The 17,264-nt window shown below is 62.3% G+C and carries 14 protein-coding genes and 1 pseudogene; 4 read left to right on the forward strand and 11 right to left on the reverse strand.

All coding sequences use genetic code 11. From position 1 onward, the window contains the following. Positions 1–104 (forward strand): annotated as a pseudogene (locus tag LQK83_RS12005) (IS110 family transposase); the annotation flags it as partial. Between the two features lie 361 nt (positions 105–465). Here the strand turns inward: LQK83_RS12005 and LQK83_RS12010 are convergent. Further along, a complete protein-coding gene (locus LQK83_RS12010) occupies positions 466–1,791 on the reverse strand; it encodes an NAD(P)/FAD-dependent oxidoreductase (protein WP_230837656.1) in 1,326 nt (441 codons plus the stop codon). Between the two features lie 227 nt (positions 1,792–2,018). Between LQK83_RS12010 and LQK83_RS12015 the strand changes: the two genes are divergently transcribed. Beyond that, positions 2,019–2,495: an Lrp/AsnC family transcriptional regulator gene (locus LQK83_RS12015; protein ID WP_230837923.1), complete on the forward strand. Its 477-nt coding sequence runs from the start codon at positions 2,019–2,021 to the stop codon at positions 2,493–2,495. A gap of 20 nt (positions 2,496–2,515) precedes the next feature. On the opposite strand, the gene LQK83_RS12020 is transcribed toward LQK83_RS12015, so the two are convergent. The 6 genes from LQK83_RS12020 to LQK83_RS12045 all read right to left on the reverse strand — a co-directional run bounded on the left by LQK83_RS12020 (position 2,516) and on the right by LQK83_RS12045 (position 10,235). After that, positions 2,516–4,171 (reverse strand): ABC transporter ATP-binding protein, encoded by a 1,656-nt coding sequence (locus LQK83_RS12020; protein WP_230837657.1) that lies wholly within the window; start codon positions 4,169–4,171, stop codon positions 2,516–2,518. A gap of 1 nt (position 4,172) precedes the next feature. Next, the gene (locus LQK83_RS12025; protein ID WP_442966747.1) at positions 4,173–5,027 is read right to left on the reverse strand and encodes an ABC transporter permease; all 855 of its coding nucleotides are present in this window, start codon (positions 5,025–5,027) and stop codon (positions 4,173–4,175) included. Continuing rightward, a complete protein-coding gene (locus LQK83_RS12030) occupies positions 5,027–5,977 on the reverse strand; it encodes an ABC transporter permease (RefSeq protein WP_230837658.1) in 951 nt (316 codons plus the stop codon). The genes LQK83_RS12025 and LQK83_RS12030 overlap by 1 nt, the downstream gene beginning before the upstream one ends. Before the next feature lie 180 nt (positions 5,978–6,157). Next, the gene (locus tag LQK83_RS12035) at positions 6,158–7,759 is read right to left on the reverse strand and encodes an ABC transporter substrate-binding protein (protein WP_230837659.1); all 1,602 of its coding nucleotides are present in this window, start codon (positions 7,757–7,759) and stop codon (positions 6,158–6,160) included. A 222-nt stretch (positions 7,760–7,981) separates the two neighbouring features. After that, positions 7,982–9,355, reverse strand: a complete 1,374-nt coding sequence (locus LQK83_RS12040) for an aspartate aminotransferase family protein (protein WP_230837660.1) — start codon at positions 9,353–9,355, stop codon at positions 7,982–7,984. A gap of 37 nt (positions 9,356–9,392) precedes the next feature. Beyond that, positions 9,393–10,235, reverse strand: coding sequence for a GNAT family N-acetyltransferase (locus tag LQK83_RS12045; RefSeq protein ID WP_330166282.1), 843 nt, complete (start codon positions 10,233–10,235; stop codon positions 9,393–9,395). 305 nt (positions 10,236–10,540) lie between these two features. On the opposite strand from LQK83_RS12045, the gene LQK83_RS12050 reads away from it, so the two are divergent. Both LQK83_RS12050 and LQK83_RS12055 read left to right on the forward strand, forming a co-directional pair. Then, the gene (locus LQK83_RS12050; protein WP_230837661.1) at positions 10,541–11,209 is read left to right on the forward strand and encodes a haloacid dehalogenase type II; all 669 of its coding nucleotides are present in this window, start codon (positions 10,541–10,543) and stop codon (positions 11,207–11,209) included. 16 nt (positions 11,210–11,225) lie between these two features. Continuing rightward, positions 11,226–12,500: an NAD(P)/FAD-dependent oxidoreductase gene (locus LQK83_RS12055; RefSeq protein WP_230837662.1), complete on the forward strand. Its 1,275-nt coding sequence runs from the start codon at positions 11,226–11,228 to the stop codon at positions 12,498–12,500. Positions 12,501–12,556: 56 nt separating this feature from the next. Here the strand turns inward: LQK83_RS12055 and rpiB are convergent, their stop codons facing one another. The 4 genes from rpiB to LQK83_RS12075 form a co-directional block, all read right to left on the reverse strand. Beyond that, complete coding sequence (gene rpiB, locus LQK83_RS12060) at positions 12,557–13,057, reverse strand: ribose 5-phosphate isomerase B (RefSeq protein ID WP_230837663.1); 501 nt, start codon at positions 13,055–13,057, stop codon at positions 12,557–12,559. Positions 13,058–13,144: 87 nt separating this feature from the next. Beyond that, a complete protein-coding gene (locus tag LQK83_RS12065; protein ID WP_230837664.1) occupies positions 13,145–14,602 on the reverse strand; it encodes an NAD-dependent succinate-semialdehyde dehydrogenase in 1,458 nt (485 codons plus the stop codon). A gap of 10 nt (positions 14,603–14,612) precedes the next feature. Continuing rightward, positions 14,613–15,662, reverse strand: coding sequence for a tartrate dehydrogenase (locus LQK83_RS12070; RefSeq protein ID WP_230837665.1), 1,050 nt, complete (start codon positions 15,660–15,662; stop codon positions 14,613–14,615). 10 nt (positions 15,663–15,672) lie between these two features. Continuing rightward, positions 15,673–17,136 (reverse strand): aldehyde dehydrogenase family protein, encoded by a 1,464-nt coding sequence (locus tag LQK83_RS12075; RefSeq protein ID WP_230837666.1) that lies wholly within the window; start codon positions 17,134–17,136, stop codon positions 15,673–15,675. Positions 17,137–17,264 lie beyond the last annotated feature (128 nt).

Consider the following 17,264-nt stretch of genomic DNA (forward strand, 5'->3'; position numbering starts at 1 on the left):
GAAAACCACCGAAAGTCGCGATAACCGCAATCATGCGAAAACTCGCCGTGCTCGCAAACGCCTTGCTCCGGAAAAAGCAAAAATGGCAGCCAAAAGCTGCTTGATCAACACGGATACTCTAGCTCTTTGTTTTTACGCAATTCCGGACGCGAAACCGACGTCCACTTTCGCTGGAATTGCTCTAGGGTAGGGGCTGTCCGACAATGCCGTGGACGAACCATCGACGATCGAGGGCTTTCGTGCCGCCGCCGCGTCGCCACTTGTCTGTTACCAGGCCCGATTTGCGGGAGAGCTTGTTGCCCGAGGACAAAGCGGCAGGGCTTAAGAGCGGGAAAGATGTCCGCCCGGTACAAGGGTCAATCCGGGTCTGCGATATGCGTTCAACTGCCGAGCCGCATCCTGATAAGCTCACAAGCGGACCCCGAGAACATCATCCTACAAGCGTGTGCCGTAGTTTTATGACCCTCAGAACTCCGCCACCTTGCCCCAGACCGAGGCTTTGAAGCGCGAGGGGTGGTAGGGCTTGGGATCGACGATCGGCTCTGCTCCCGTCACGATATCGGCAATGAGATGGCCCGCACCCGGCCCGATGCCGAAGCCGTGGCCGGAAAAGCCGGCGGCGAGGATGAAGCCCGGTAGGGTCTCGATTTCGCCGATACCCGGCACACCGTCTGGCGTGGAATCGATATAGCCGGCCCAGCTTGCGGTGATCTTCGTTTTCTTCAGTTCCGGTAGAAGTGCCAGCGCGCGTTCATGCGTGAGGCGGATGGTCGCCTGATCCGGGGCGGGATCGAGGATACGCACCTTTTCCATCGGCGTCGGCCGGTCGAGCCGCCAGCGGGTCAGCGTTTCATGACCGCTCTTGACGCCTTCCAGTCCGCCCGGCGCGAGGCTCCTCCAGCGCTTCATGAACATCGGCAGGAATTGCGGCGCGAAGCGGAGTTGTTGCGGCGTGACATCGACGCGCCCGCGGCCGCTGATCGCGAGCGTATGGCCGCCATCGCCGCGCGCGGTCAGTGAGATCTCGGACGTATGCAGCGCAGGCGGTATGCCTTCCGCCCCGCCCGAGACGGAGAGGATGGACGAGCGAATAGAGGCCTGCGGAAAGCGGATGCCCAATTGCCGGCAGAAGGACGAGGCCCAGGCCCCGCCGGCGAGGATCGCGGTGCTGGTGCGGATCGTGCCCAGCTCCGTGACAACGGCGCTGAGGCGCCCGGCCTCCGTCTCGACGCCGCGCGCCGCGCAATTCTGGATGACCACGCCGCCCAGCTTCACGATGGCGCGGGCCACTGCAGGAGCCGCACTCGCCGGATCGGCAATGCCGTCTGTGGGGGAGAAGACACCGCCCTTCCAGTTGCGGCCCGTCGCGCGGCCCTTTTCGGCAGCCTCGGCTGCGGAGAGCATATGCGTCGTCACGCCGACGGTTTTGGCAAAATCGCGCCAGCGCGCCCAGCCGGCGATCTCGGCTTCGTTGTTGCTGAGATAGAGCAGCCCGCAGCGGCGGAAGCCTGTGTTTTCGCCCGTCTCGGCGGCGAAGCGCTCCCAAAGGTCGAGGCTCTTCGTGGAGATCGGCAATTCGCGCGCATCGCGGTTCTGCTGGCGGCACCAGCCCCAGTTTCGGCTCGACTGTTCCGCACCGATCCGGCCCTTCTCGATCAGCACGGTCTTCAGCCCCCGCTGCGTCAGGTAATAGGCCGCGAACACGCCGATAATGCCGCCGCCAATCACGACGACATCGGCGGTCTTGGGCAGCTCGGAGGGGGTGTCGACGAGGGCAAGCGGCGCGGGCATAGCAATCTCCAGTTCTTGACCCACACTAAGCGCTGGTTTCACGCATGGGAAACCGGAGTGCCTGTGGCAACGGCAGAATATGCTCGCGGCCGCCCGCGCATCGAAATCTTCTGCGCCGTTTCCGTTTTCCGCCCTTGATGGACAATGAAGGCGGGTGTGCTAACCTTGATCAGGACAGGCGGCAGAATTTTATGCTGCAGACTATTGGGGAAGGTGACAGGCCGATGATGAAACTCGACCGGACGGATATAAAGATCCTCTACGAGCTGCAAAAGAACGGCCGCATCACCAATGTGGAACTGGCCGATCTCGTGCATCTGTCGCCGAGCCCGTGTCTCATGCGCGTCAAGCGGCTGCAGGCGGAAGGCTATATCGAGGGCTATTCGGCGCAGATCAATCTCGGCAAGCTTGGTCAGACGCTGACCGTCTTCACCGAAATCACGCTGAAGAACCACCGCCAGGTCGATTTCGCCCGCTTCCTCGCCGTGGTCGACAAGGTCGATCAGGTCATCGAATGCCATCTCGTGTCGGGCGGCTACGATTATCTGCTGAAATTCGTCACCGCCGGGATCGGTGAATACCAGACGATCATGGAACGGCTGACCGACATGGATATCGGGATCGATAAATACTTCAGCTTCGTCGTGCTGAAATCGCCGATCGTGAAGGCGCATCTCCCGCTGACGAGCTTGTTTCCAGTGTGATTTCAGGCTTGGGCGGGGCCTCAAGCCCCGCCATATTGCCGCACAAGCTCCGGCTCCAGCACAAGCGTATCGAGCCATGTCGGGTCGAGTTTCGGCACGGAGGAGAAGAGGAGCTTCGAATAGGGGTGTGTGGGCGACTTCACGTCCTCGCGCGTCAGGTGCTCGACCTTCTCGCCGCGATACATGACCATGATCTCGTCGCAGATCGCCTCGACCACCGACAGGTCGTGGCTGATGAAAATGTAGGAGAGGTCGAGTTCGCGCTGCAATTCCTTCAGCAGTTCGATGATCGCGGCAGCAACGACGGTATCAAGCGCCGAGGTGATCTCGTCGCAGATGATCAGTTTCGGATTGGCGGCGAGAGCGCGCGCGAAGTTGATGCGCTGCTTCTGGCCGCCGGAGAGTTCGGACGGGTGGCGATAGCGCAGGGCCTTGGGCAGGCGCACCATGTCGAGAAGTTCATCGACGCGGGCGTCGCGCGCCTTGCCCTTGAGGCCGTGATAGAAGCTCAAGGGCCGGCCGAGAATGTCCTCGATGGGCTTGGCGGGGTTGAGTGCGGTATCGGCATATTGGAAGACGATCTGCATCTCGCGAAGCGCCTCGCGCGAGCGCCGGCGTGCATCGTGGTCAAGTTCCTTGCCATCGAAGATGATATTGCCGGCACTCGCCGGCAGGATCCCGGCGATGCAGCGGGCGAGTGTCGACTTCCCGCAGCCGGATTCGCCGATAATGCCAAGATTGCGGCCCTTTTCGACCGAGAGGCTGACGGAGTTTACCGCTTTCATGAAGGGCAGGCCGTCGGCCTGGATCGGACCATAGCCGGCAATGACGTTTTCGATCTCGAGGAGCGGACGCGCCTTGTCGGTTCGTTTGCCGGCAAATTGGGTCTCCTTCGGCTCGAAGGCGGAAAGCAGTTCCTGCGTGTAGGGGTGCGACGGTGTCGAGAGGATCGCTTCCGTCGTGCCCTCTTCCTGCACCTCGCCGCCCTTGAGCACGACGATGCGATCGGCGATCTGGGCGACGACGGCGAGATCGTGCGAGACATAGACGCCGGCAATGCCGCCGGCCTTCATCACCGACTTGAAGGCTTTCAGCACGTCGATCTGGGTCGTCACGTCGAGAGCCGTGGTTGGCTCATCGAAGATGACGAGCTTCGGCCCGCCGATCAGCGCCATGGCGGCGGCAAGCCGCTGCAACTGACCGCCCGACACCTGATGCGGATAGCGTTCGCCGATGGTTTCGGGCGAGGGAAGCGACAGGGCCTTGAAGAGTTCTATGGCGCGTTCGCGCGCCTTGTCGGGTGTCATCAGGCCATGGATGCGCGTCACTTCGATGACCTGGTCCATGATCGTCTGCGACGGGTTGAAGGCGGCGGCGGCACTTTGCGGCACATAGGCGACCTCTGTGCCGCGCACTTTGGCGCGCTCACGCTCGGAGAGCCCGGCCATGTCCTTGCCGTCGACCAGCAGCGCGCCGCCGGCAATGCGGCAGCCGGGACGGGTATAGCCCATCAACGTCAGCGCGATCGTCGTCTTGCCGGACCCGCTTTCGCCGATCAGCGCGACGATCTCGCCCTTGGCGATGTCGATATTGACGCCCTTGATGATCTCGATGCGCCGGCCGGCATCCGTGGTGGCCTCGACATGCAGGTTCTTGATTTCGACGAGCTTGCTCATATCAGGCGCTCCGGTCGCGGATCTTGCGGGGCAGGTTGTCGATCAGCAGGTTGACGCTGATCGTGAGGCTGGCAATGGCAATCGAGGGCGCAATGACCGCAGCCGAGCCGAAGGACAGGCCCTGGATATTCTCGTGCACCAGCGCGCCCCAGTCGGCGAGCGGCGGCTGCACGCCGAGCCCGAGGAAGGAGAGGCCCGAGAGAAGCAGTACGATGAAGACGAAGCGGATGCCGAAATCGGCGAGCACCGGCCGGATGATGTTCGGCAGGATTTCCGAGATGGCGAGATAAAGCGTGTTTTCACCGCGAATGCGGGCGACCGTGATGAAATCCATCGTGTTAACATTGACGGCGAGCGCCCGGGCGAAGCGATAGGAGCCCGGCGTGTAGATGAAGGCGAGTGTCAGGATCAGCGACGGCAGCGACGAGCCGACGGCGGCGACGACGACGAGGCCGAAGAGCTTGCTCGGGATCGAGATCATCGCATCCATGAAGCGGCTGAGCGCCGTATCGAACCAGCCACCGACGACGGCGGCGGCCATGCCGAGGATAACGCCGGAAGATGAGGCGATCAGAACGCCGGCGAGCGCAATGCCGAGTGTGTAGCGCGCGCCGAAGATGATGCGGGACAGCATGTCACGGCCGAGATAGTCGGAGCCGAGCCAGAGCTTGGAACTCATCGGGCCGAAATAGTCCATGTCGACGATCTTGCCGATCGGATAGGGCGCGATCTGCGGGGCGAAGAGGGCGACCACGGCCCAGAACAGGATCACCGCGAAGGCGAGAATGCCGACAAGGCTGAACGTGTAGCCGAAAATGCCGGGAGCGGCGGAGGTCGATGGGGCGCTTTGCATCATCAGCGGAGCCTCGGATTGGAGATGATGGCGATGATGTCGGCAATCGTGATCAGGATCAGATAGCCGGCACAGAAGATCACCGCGCAGGTCTGGATCAGCGGCAGATCGCGCGTGGCGACCGCATCGACCATGAGCTTGGCGATGCCGGGATAGTTGAAGATCGTCTCGATGATGATGACACCGCCGATGAGATAGGAAAGCGACAGCGCCAGAGCGTTGACGATGGGGCCGAGCGCATTGGGCAGCGCATGGCGCAGCACGATGCGGCTGCGCGAGGCACCCTTGAGAAGCGCCATTTCGACATAGGGCGTTGACAGCGTCTCGATCACGGCGGCCCGGGTCATGCGGATGATCTGGGCGGAGACGACGAAGGTCAGCGTCACCACCGGCATGGCATACATGCGTAGCAGGTCGTAGAGCGAATGCACCTCGTTGACGAAGGAAATCGCCGGAAGCCATTTGAGATAGACCGCGAAGATGAGAACGGCGGTGGAGGCGACCATGAATTCCGGCACGGAGATGACGCCGATGGTCAGCACCGTGACGATGCGATCGTAAAGCGTGCCGCGCATCACAGCCGAGGTGATGCCGAGTGTGAGCGCGAAGGGAATGGAGATGAGCGCCGTGATCCCGGCCAGCTCCATCGTGTTGACGAAGCGCGCAGAGATCAGCTTCGAGATCGGCATGTTATTGGCATACGAGGTGCCGAGATCGCCGGTGACCAGCCCTGCGATCCAGCGCAGGAAGCGCAAGACGGCCGGTTCGTCGAGATGCATGGCATGGCGCAGACCCGCCACGGCGTCGGGCGTCGCGGCCTGGCCGAGCAGGATGGTCGCGGTGTCGCCCGGCAGCATGCTGGTGGCGAAGAAGACCGCGAAGGAAACGATGAGCAGCGTGATCACGGCAATCACGAGCCGTTTTCCGATCATGCTTGCGATTTCAGAGTTCATGAGAGACCTCCAGCCGCGTTGTCCGATGACGGCAGCCAAACCACTGTTTCATCAAATGGTCACTGAAAAAAGAGCCGTCTGCGGCCGGCATGCGAATGCCTCGCGGAGCCGGGTCGATGCGCAGTATCAAAACGGCGGTCAGATCCGGGAGGCGGGGCCTCCCGGACCGGTTTGAGCCAATCAGGCCTCGAGCCAGAGATATTCGGCCATGGCGAAGCCCATCATGCCACCCAGCGGGTTGGTTTCCAGACCCTTGACCTTGTTGGAGAGGGCGTCCGCATTGGTGATGTAGGCCGGAATGATCGTGCCGGCTTCATCGGCGATCATGGTCTGCATCTCGTTATAGATCTCGCGGCGCTTGTTCTGGTCCAGCATGCCGCGGGCTTCGAGCAGCATGGAGTCGAATTTCGGCGACTTGTACTGGCTTTCGTTCCACGGTGCGTCGGACGAGTAGAGCAGCGAGAAATAGATGTCCGGCGTCGGGCGCGGGTTGATATTGCCGAAATGGATCGGCGCCTTCAGCCAGTACTTGTCCCAGTAGCCGTCGGAGGGAACGCGCTGGACGTCGAGCTTGAGGCCGATATCGGCGCCGGCTGCCTGCATGATCATGGCCATGTCGATGGAGTTGTTGGCCGCATCCGAGGCGATGACCGGGATCGACTGGCCGAGAACGCCCGCCTTCTCGAAATAGTGCTTCGCCTTGTCCGGATCGAAGGCCTTCGGCTTCAGGTTGGCATTGTGGAAGAAGTTGGCCTTGGAGATCGGCTGATCGTTGCCGACTTCGCCGAAGCCGCGTAGCGCTGCGGTCACGATCTGCTCGCGATCGACAAGGTACTTCATGCCCATGATGAAGTCGGGCTTGTTCGAGCCGAGCTGGATATTGAGGTTGGTATAGTTGCCTGACGTCGACTTCGAGATCCGGTAACCGCTCTGTGCCTCGACAAGCTTGGCCGAACGCGGGTTGATCGCATAGGCGTAGTGAATGTCGCCGGCGAGCAGCGCGTTGACGCGGGCATTGTCCTCGCTGATGGCGAAGAATTCAAAGCTGTCGAGATGCGGCAGGCCCGGCTTCCAGTAATTCTTGTTCTTCTTGACGATGGAGCGGACGCCCGGCTCGAACGTGTCGAGCACGAAGGCCCCCGTGCCGTTGCCCTTGGAGAAATCGGTCGTGCCGTCCTGCACGATCATGAAGTGGTGCAGCGCCAGAATGAAGGGAAGGTCGGCATTGGCGGCCTTCAGAACGATCTCGACCGTGTTGGTGTCGATCGCTTTGACGTCGGCAATCTGCGCGGCGATCTTGGCGACCTTCGAGCCGACGGCCGGGTCGAGATGGCGCTTCAGTGCGAAGACGACGTCGGCGGAAGTCAGGGCCTTGCCGTCATGGAAGGTCACGCCCTTGCGCAGCGTCACGGTCCAGGTCTTGGCATCCTTGGTGTCGAGCTTTTCGGCCAGTTCCATATGCGGAACGCCGCTTGTGTCAAGGAAGGTCAGACGGTTGTAAAGGGAACAGCAGCGGACATAATCGGTTGCGGCGGACGCCTTGGCCGGATCGAGCGTGTCGGCGTTGGAGGAGGAAAGGCCGGCAACCTTCAGGTGCCCGCCGGAGACCGGCGTTGCGGCAACAGCGCGCTCGGCGCGGCCGAAAACGGCACCGCCGGCGGAAAGGGCCACGCCGCTGGCCAGCATCATCTTCAGAAGGTCGCGGCGCGAGGCACCACGACGGATGGCATTCTCGACGCTGGCGTCGTCGGATTTCGTCCAGTTGGTGATCTTGTCGGTCATGTCATTCCCCTTTTGCTTCGGTTTGGGCTTGCATTCGTCTTGCGCGAACTTTCCGGCCCGGTGTGAATTTGCACTCGCGGCGTTTTGCCTTTTCTGACGATCAGTCTTGCATGTCCCCGGGGGCTTATCGTTCGATTTGTCCTTGGGCGGCAGCATAAAATTGCGAACTTGCTTCCCCCGGCGACATTTCGGTGAAATGCCGCCAGGAGCTCATCGGGCCGTTCAGGCCATGGCCTTGCGGATATCCGGGTCCTGCAGCGTCTCGTCCAGTGTCTTGCGGGTGCGATCGACGATGGCGTCGATATCGGCATCCGTGCAGCAGAGCGGCGGCGCATAGCCGAGCACACCCTGCGGGAAGGCGCGGATGACGAGACCATGATCCCAGGCGCGGTCGAAAATGCGGCGCGCCGGCTGGGCAGCTGCCGGAAGCGGCGTCTTCTTTGCCTTGTCGGTAACAAGCTCGACGCCATAGAGCATGCCGCGGCCGCGGATCTCGCCGACCAGCGGGTGGCCGCTCAGGCTCTGAAGACCGGCCAGCAGACGTGCGCCGGCTTTCACGCCGTTTTCGAGAAGCCCGCCTTCATAGAGTTTCAGCACTTCCAGCGCGACAGCGGCGCTGACCGGGTGGGCGGAATAGGTGAAGCCATGTCCAACGGCCGCTTCGCCGGCGCCATCGGCAATCACGTCATAGACGTGATCGGCCATGAAAACCGCACCCATCGGCACATAGCCGGAGGTCAGCCCCTTGGCGACCGTCATCATATCCGGCACGATGCCTTCGTCTGTGCAGGCAAAGAGCGGACCGGTGCGGCCGAAGCCGGTGATAACCTCGTCGGCGATGAAGAGAATGCCGTAGCTCTTGCAGAGCTCGCGCATGGCCTTGATCCAGCCCTTGGGCGGCACGATGACGCCGCCCGACCCTTGAATCGGTTCGGCATAAAATGCTGCCACGCGATCTGCGCCGATGTCCTCGATCTTGGCCTTCAGGCTGGCAAGTGAAGCCGCAATGATCGCCGCATCGTCTGAGCCTGCCGGGTTGCGGTAGGGATAGGGCGACGGGATCTTGTGCTGCCAGTCAAAGGGCAGGCCGAAGCCGGCATGGAAGGCGGGAAGCGCAGTCAGCCCCGCACCGACCGTGGTCGAGCCGTGATAGCCCTGCTGGATCGAGATGAACTGATCGCGCTGCGGCTCACCCTTGGCATTCCAGTAATAGCGGACGAAGCGGATGGTGGAGTCCACCGCATCCGAACCGCCCAGGGTGAAGTAGACGCGATTGAGATCGCCCGGCGCGCGTTCGGCCAGTTCTGCGGCGAGCCGGATGGCCGGTTCCGAGCCCAGATCGAAATAGCCGGTGGCATAGGGCAGCTCGCGCAATTGCTTCGTCGCCGCCTCGATGATGCTTTCATGGCCATAACCGGCATTCACGCACCAGAGACCGGCAAAGCCATCGACGAGCTGATGGCCGTTGGCCTCGGTAACGGTGGCGCCGGAGGCGGATTTCAGCACGCGCACGCCCTGCCGCTCGTGGCCGCGATAGGAAGCGACGGGGTGAATGAGGTGGGCGCGATCGAGTTCGATCAGGGAATTGGCGAGCATTTCAGTCTCCGATGTGCTGTTTTCAGCCAGATTGGGTTCAGCCAAGCGCCTGGTTGGCCAGTGCATAGACTTTGCGGCGGGCCTGTTCGGCGTCTTCCTTCGCCGGCCGGCGCATGGCGATGCCGCCGCCGACATGAAGAAGGCCGATTTCGATGAGCCAGGGCGCGATACCCGTTTCGCTGCCGGTATCGACGCGCAGGAACGCGCCGGGACGCGAGGCGGCATGAAAGGCAATGAGAGCACAGGCGGTCTTGGCGTCCGGCGCAATGACGGGGCCGATGACCTCGCCACGGCCGAACGGGCGGATCGCGGCCCAGGCTTCGATCGTCCCGCCCTTGCGGATGACGGCAATCTGCCCGTGTTTCACCAGAGCGTCGATCAGCGCGGATCGATCAGCGCCATAGGCTTCGCGGTCCAGCGCTTTGAGTGCTTGCAGATCACCGGCCTGCATCGCCTCTACGCCGTCGGGCCGTTCCAATGGGCGAACCTCGCCCTGATGCTGGCGGATGAGTCCGGTGGTCGCGAAGCCGAGCTTTTCATAAAGCGGCAGGCCTTCCTTCGTGGCGACGAGGCGCAGCGGCCTGTCGCCGGCGAGCGCTATCGCGCGCTCCATCAGCTTGCGTCCGACGCCGAGCCCGCGCATCGACTTGTCGACGATGACCATATTGATCGTGGCGCAATCGTCGCCATAGGGCGTGATCAGCGTCGTGCCGGTGACACGGCGGTCGGCATCCATGGCGACAACGCCGCCGCTCAATTGCTGGACCAGCTGCCAGTCCTCGCGGCGATGCGGCCAGCTTTCGGCGCGCGAGAGCTCAACCGCTCCGTCAATATGTTCAGGCCCGAAGGCGACGATGTCGATCTGGTTCTGCATGGGCATTCCCTTTCCTGATCTGAAGTGTCGGCGAGGACGGGGAAGCTATTCATCTGAATGGCAAGGCCGGCGCACTATCTTTCGCCGAAGCGAACGGGCAGCGCCGCATCTTATGCTGCAACCCCGGAAGAACAGGGGTTTGAAAGGTCCGATTACGGGTCAGGGGAAGGCTCTGCCGTGCAATAGTGTGCCAAAGGGGATGGCAGATTAAAAACTTTGTGCTTCCGGGACGGGTGAATTCGCGCAATCGAGGCGGGAGAAGTCGGCCTATGATCTAAGCAATGAAACATGAAAGCCAGAGGAAGAACGTCATGGCCCCCTTTCGCCCGAAATACATCTCCTTCGACTGCTACGGTACGCTGATCAATTTCGACATGGCGGGCGCCGCCCGCGATCTTTATGGCGATCGTCTCGATGCTGAGACCATGAACAAGTTCATCAAGAACTTCTCCGCCTACCGTCTGGATGAGATCATGGGCGCCTGGAAGCCCTATGCGGAGGTCGTGCACAATTCGCTGTCGCGCACCTGCAAGGCCAATGGCGTGACTTTCAAGGATGAAGACGCACAGATGGTCTACGAGCGCGTGCCAACCTGGGGTCCGCATGCCGACGTGCCGGCCGGTCTCGCCAAGGTGGCGAAGGAAATTCCCCTCGTCATTCTTTCCAACGCCATGAACTCGCAGATCATGTCGAATGTCGAAAAGCTCGGCGCGCCCTTCCACAAGGTTTATACTGCGGAGCAGGCGCAGGCCTACAAGCCGCGCTTCAAGGCCTTTGAATACATGTTCGACATGCTCGGCTGCGGCCCGGAAGACATGCTGCACGTCTCCTCGTCCTTCCGCTATGACCTCATGTCTGCCCATGATCTCGGTATCAAGAACAAGGTCTGGGTCAATCGCGGCCATGAGCCGGCTAACCCGTATTACGGCTATACCGAGATCGCCGACATTTCCGGCCTGCCGGGTGTTGTGGGTCTTTGACCAGAAAGCAGATGCGATGAAATTCGTCTCCTATTGGCATGATACGGCACCGGCCTTTGCCGGTGCGGCTGAGGGTCCGGTCAGCGGTCACTACGATGTTGCCGTCATCGGCGCGGGCTTTACGGGGCTCGCGGCGGCGCGGCAGCTTGCCAAACAGGGGGCGAAGGTCGTCGTGCTGGAGGCGGAGCGCGTGGGCTTCGGCGCCTCCGGCCGCAATGGCGGCCACCTGAACAACGGGCTCGCGCATAGCTATCTCGGCGCGAAAGCCGAGCTTGGGAAGGAGCGTGCGATTGCGCTCTATCATGCGCTGGACGATTCCATCGATACAATCGAGGCACTGATTGCCGAAGAAGGCATCGATTGCAATTTCCGCCGATCGGGCAAGCTGAAGCTGGCCTCGAAACCGAAGCACTTCGAGGCGATTGCGCGCAATTTCGAGGCGTTGAACAAGGAATGCGATCCGGACACGGCGCTGCTGTCGCCGGAGGACCTCCGCCACGAAGTCGGCTCGCCATTCCATGGCGCGATGCTGTCGAAGAAGAGCGCCATGATGCATATGGGCCGCTATGTCGTCGGGCTTGCTGACGCCGCCGTCCGCCATGGCGCGACGATCTTTGAAGCGACGACCGTGACCGGGCACAGCGAGGTCAAAGGGACGCACACGCTCCAAACTTCGGCAGGCAGCATCACCGCCGCCAATGTCGTCATGGCGACCGGCGCCTACACGACGAAGAACTTCACCTGGTTCCGCCGCCGCATCATCGCCGTCGGCAGCTTCCTGATTGCCACGCGGCCGCTGAGCGACGCAGAAATTCAGGCGGTCATGCCGGGCAACCGTACCTGCGTCAACACGATGAATATCGGCAATTACTGGCGGCTCGCGCCCGACAATCGCCTGATCTTCGGCGGCCGCGCGCGCTTTTCGGCGACGTCAGACCAGCGTTCCGATTCCAAGAGCGGGGAGATCCTGCGCGAAAGCATGGAACGCATCTTCCCGCAACTGAAAGGCATCGATATCGACTATTGCTGGGGCGGGCTCGTTGACATGACGGCCGACCGCTACCCCCGCGCCGGCTTCCATGACGGTCTCTGGTACGCCATGGGCTATTCCGGCCACGGGGCGCAACTGTCGACCCATCTCGGTATGACGATCGCCGACGCCATTCTCGGCAAGACCGATCGCAACCCGATGAAAGACTACCCCTGGCCCGCCGTCCCCGGCCATTTCGGCAAGCCCTGGTTCCTGCCGCTGGTGGGCCAGTACTACAAGATGCTCGACAGGTTTCAGTGACACATCTCCCAAGGTAAACAGAAGGCGCGGATTGGAAACGATCCGCGCCTTCGTCTCTATAGGTCGTCTGAAAGGCCTTCCGGCAGGGCACGATCAATATTTCGAAGCTGATCCTCGAGAGTGGCAATCATAGCCACCCGCAGAGCATGTCGGCCGCCCTCGAACTGGGCACCGAGAAATGCATCGACGATATCGAGAGCTAGCCCTTCGCCGACCACTCGCGCACCAATGGATATCATATTGGCGTTGTTGTGCTGACGAATCATGCGAGCGGAGAATGTATCCGCACAGACGCCGCAACGTATGCCTTTGACTTTATTGGCTGCCATCATGATACCCTGACCGGTGCCGCATAAGACGATACCGAACTGGCAGTCTCCTGAGGCGACGAGCGATGCTGCGGCCTCGCCGTGTTGAGGATAGTGGGTGCTTTCAGGGGTTGTTGGTCCGATATCAACCGGCTCCCAGCCCTGCTTGGCGATGTGACGGGCGATGGAATGCCGAAGCTCGATCGCGGAGTGGTCGCTCGACAGCACAATACGTTTGGTTTTGGTCATGATACGCGATCCTTTTGTCAGGGCCACTTTGATCATGCTGAGGCAAAGGATCAAGAGGGCGGCCTTTCGACCGCCCTGTGCATGTTCTCAGCCCAACCCACCCATATGGAAGCTCTTCGTTTCCAGATATTCCTCGATCCCCATCTGTGCGCCCTCGCGGCCGAGGCCGGATTGCTTGACGCCGCCAAAGGGGGCGACTTCCATGGAGATGAGGCCGGTGTTCAGCGCGACCATGCCAAATTCCAGCGCTTCGCCGACGCGCCAGGCGCGCTTCATGCTCTCGGTATAGAAATAGGAGGCGAGACCGAAGGGCGTGCCGTTGGCAATGGCAATCGCCTCTTCTTCCGTCTCGAAGCGGAAGAGCGGTGCGACGGGGCCGAAGGTTTCTTCGGTTGCGAGTTCCATTTCGGTCGTCGCGCCCGTCAGCACGAGCGGGGCGGTATATTGCGCGCCGTCCGGCATGGCGGGCGTCTCGGTGATGATCTTGGCGCCCTTCGCCAGCGCATCCGCCACATGGCGCTCGATCTTTTCGATGGCGGCGGCGTTGATCATCGGGCCGATGGAGACACCGGTCTCAGTGCCCGGACCGACTTTCATCGCATCGACGCGGGCCTTCAGCTTCGCGGCAAAGGCATCGTAGACGCCCGACTGCACGAGGATGCGGTTGGCGCAGACGCAGGTCTGGCCGCCATTGCGGAATTTCGAGGCGAGTGCGCCTTCGATGGCGAGATCGAGATCCGCGTCATCGAAGACGATGAACGGCGCATTGCCGCCGAGTTCCAGGCTCAGCCGCTTGACGCTGTCGGCCGCGCCGCGCATCAGCAGCGAGCCGACGCGGGTCGAGCCGGTGAAGGAGATCTTGCGCACCGTCTCGTTGGCCATCAGTTCGTTGCCGATCTCCGCCGGCATGCCGGTGACAATGTTGATGACGCCGGCCGGAATGCCTGCGCGTTCGGCGAGCACGCCCAGCGCCAGCGCCGAATAGGGCGTGAATTCCGACGGCTTGATGACGACCGTGCAGCCGGCGGCAAGCGCAGGCGCGACCTTGCGGGTGATCATCGCATTGGGGAAGTTCCACGGCGTGATGATTCCGCAGACGCCGACCGCCTCCTTCAGCACGATGATGCGGCGGTCGCGCGTGGGCGCGGGGATGGTGTGGCCGTTGATGCGGCGGGCTTCCTCGGCAAACCATTTGACGAAGGAGGCGCCGTAGCGGATTTCGCCGCGCGCCTCGTCCAGCGGCTTGCCCTGTTCCGACGTCAGGATCAGCGCCAGGTCTTCGAGGTTTTCGATCATCAGATCGAACCATTTTTCGATGATCAGGGCGCGCTCGGCGTTGGTCTTGGCCTTCCAGACCTTGAAGGCAGCGTCTGCCGCGACGATGGCCGCACGGGTCTCTTCGCCGCCCATGTCGGGAACGGTGCCGATGGCGGCCTGCGTGGCCGGGTCGATGACATCGACGGTCTTGCCGGAGCGGGCGGCGATCCATTCGCCCTTGATGAGGCCGGCCTGACGGAGAAGGCTTTGGTCCTTGAGGTTCAGCATGGGTCTGTCCTTATTCAGCGGTGAGCGCGGCGATGACCGCAGCAGTGATCGTGTCGGTCGAGTCCTTGCCCGGAACGGTGCCGATGCCCTTCGCGGTGACGGCGGAAAGTGCCGCCATGACGCGGGCGGCCGCATCCCTTTCGCCTAAGTGATCGAGCATCATCGCGCCGGACCAGATCGTCGCCATGGGGTTGGCGATGCCCTTTCCGGCAATGTCCGGTGCGGAGCCGTGGACAGGCTCGAACATGGAAGGCGCGGAGCGGTCGGGGTTGATATTGGCGGAGGCCGCAAAACCGAGGCCGCCCTGAATGGCGGCACCCAGATCGGTCAGGATGTCGCCGAAGAGGTTGGAGGCCACGATGACGTCAAGGCTTTCCGGTGCCATGACCATGCGGGCGGCGAGCGCATCGACATGATAGCTCGTCACCTCGACATCCGGGTATTCGGCGGCGAGTTGCTTCGTGATCTCGTCCCAGAAGACCATGGAGTACTTCTGCGCATTGGACTTGGTGACGGAGGCGAGCTTGCCGCGCCGCGCGCGGGCCTGCTCGAAGCCGAAGCGGATGATGCGCTCGACGCCCTTTCGGGTGAAGATCGAGGTCTCGACGGCGACCTCGTTGTCCATGCCCTGATGGACACGCCCGCCAGCGCCCGAATATTCGCCTTCGGTGTTCTCGCGAATGCAGAGAATGTCGAAGCCCTCTGCCTTCAGCGGGCCTTGCACACCCGGCAGCAGCCGGTGCGGGCGGATATTGGCATATTGCACGAAGGCCTTGCGGATCGGCAGCAGCAGGCCGTGGAGCGAGACCGAATCCGGCACCTCCGCCGGCCAGCCGACCGCGCCGAGAAGGATGGCGTCGAAGGGACGCAGCGTCTCGATCCCGTCTTCCGGCATCATCCGGCCGGTCTCCTTATAGAACGCGCAGGACCACGGGAATTCCGTCGCCGCCAGTGTGAAGCCAGACGTCTTGGCAACGGTTTGCAGCACAGCCCAGGCGGCGTCCGTGACGTCGCGGCCGATGCCGTCGCCGGGGATCAATGCGATCGTGTGGGTTTTCATCTCTTCATCCTCAAAGACTGATGAGTACGCTCTTGCTTTTGCGATTGGCCTCATAGGCCTCGCGGCCGAGGTCCTTGCCGATACCGGAGCGCTTGTAGCCGCCGGTGGGCAGGATGTGGTCACGCGAGCGGCTGTAGCGGTTGACCCAGACCGTGCCGGCTTCCAGCGCGCGGGCGAAACGCAGCGTGCGGGAGAGATCCGAGGTGAAGAGACCAGAGGCGAGGCCGTAGATGGGGTGGGCGGAAAGGGCAAGCGCTTCCTCTTCCGTCTCAAAGGTCTGGACGGTGAGAACGGGACCGAAGATTTCCTCGACAATCGCCGGATTGTACTGCGTCACGCCCGAAATCAGCGTCGGTGCGTAGAAATAGCCGGCGCCCTCCATCTCTAAGCCGCCCGTCAGGCATTCGCCGCCGGCGGCCTTCGCAGCCTCCACGATGCTGGCGATGCGGCCGCGCTGGCGCTCGGAAATGATGGGCGAATATTGTGTCGCCGCCTCCCAGGTCGGGCCGGGGCGGGCGGCCTGCATGCGGACGATGATCGCGGCGATGAGCTCTTCGGCGACCGATTTCTCGACGATCAGCCGCGTACCGGCGACGCAGGCCTGTCCGGCGTTGAAGATGACGCTGCCGGCAATCGCGGCGGCAGCCTTGTCCAGATCGGCATCGGCAAAAACGAGCTGCGGGCTCTTGCCGCCCAGCTCCAGCGTCATCGGCTTGACGCCGGTGCGGGCAATGTTCTCCATGATGGCCGCGCCGGCGCGGGTCGAGCCGGTGAAGCTTACCTTGGCGATATCGGCATGGCCGGTCAGCGCATTGCCGGTCGTCGGGCCGTCGCCAAGAACGACGTTGATGAGGCCCGCGGGAATCCCCGCCTTGACGGCCAGTTGCGCCATGTAGACGGTCGAAAAGGGCGTCATTTCGGACGGCTTGATGACGACGGCGTTGCCGGCGGCAAGTGCCGGGCCGAGCTTCCAGCCGGCCATGGAAATGGGGAAGTTCCACGGCGTGATCGCACCCACCACGCCATAAGGTTCGCTGATCGTCATGCCGAATGTGGCGTCATCGGTCGGCACGACATCGCTGCCTTCCTTGTCGGCGAACTCGGCGAAGAACCGGATCTGCTCTGCTGTGACCGCAATGTCGCCGGCCACAAGCTGGCCGACGGGGCGAGTTGAGGACAGCGCCTCGATCTTCGCCAGCGTTTCGGCTTCCGCTTCGATCAGGTCTGCCCAGGCCTGCAGCGCTTTCGTGCGTTCGCGCGGGCGGATGCCGCCCCAATTGCTGGATTTCAGCGCCGCCTTGGCATTTTCAACCGCATGGTTCACGAGTTCCGCATCGGCGACCGGGCAATGGGCATAGGCCTTGCCGTCGGAGGGGCGATGCATGTCGAGTCCGTCGCGAGCCTCGATCAGCTTTCCGCCGATGAAATGACCGATCGGCAGGGCAAGCGTGTCGGGGTTGAAACTGAGGCTCATGGGGGCTGTTCCTTTCGGTCTTTGCAGAAGACTACCGGGAACGTGCGAGCACGAACGGTTGCGTGAGCCACGCTCCTCCGCCGTTTCTTGCGTTTTGAGGCCGGGCGGCAGACAAATCTTTTGCTGCC

Source organism: Rhizobium sp. C1 (assembly GCF_021026335.1).
GTDB lineage: Bacteria > Pseudomonadota > Alphaproteobacteria > Rhizobiales > Rhizobiaceae > Ensifer_A.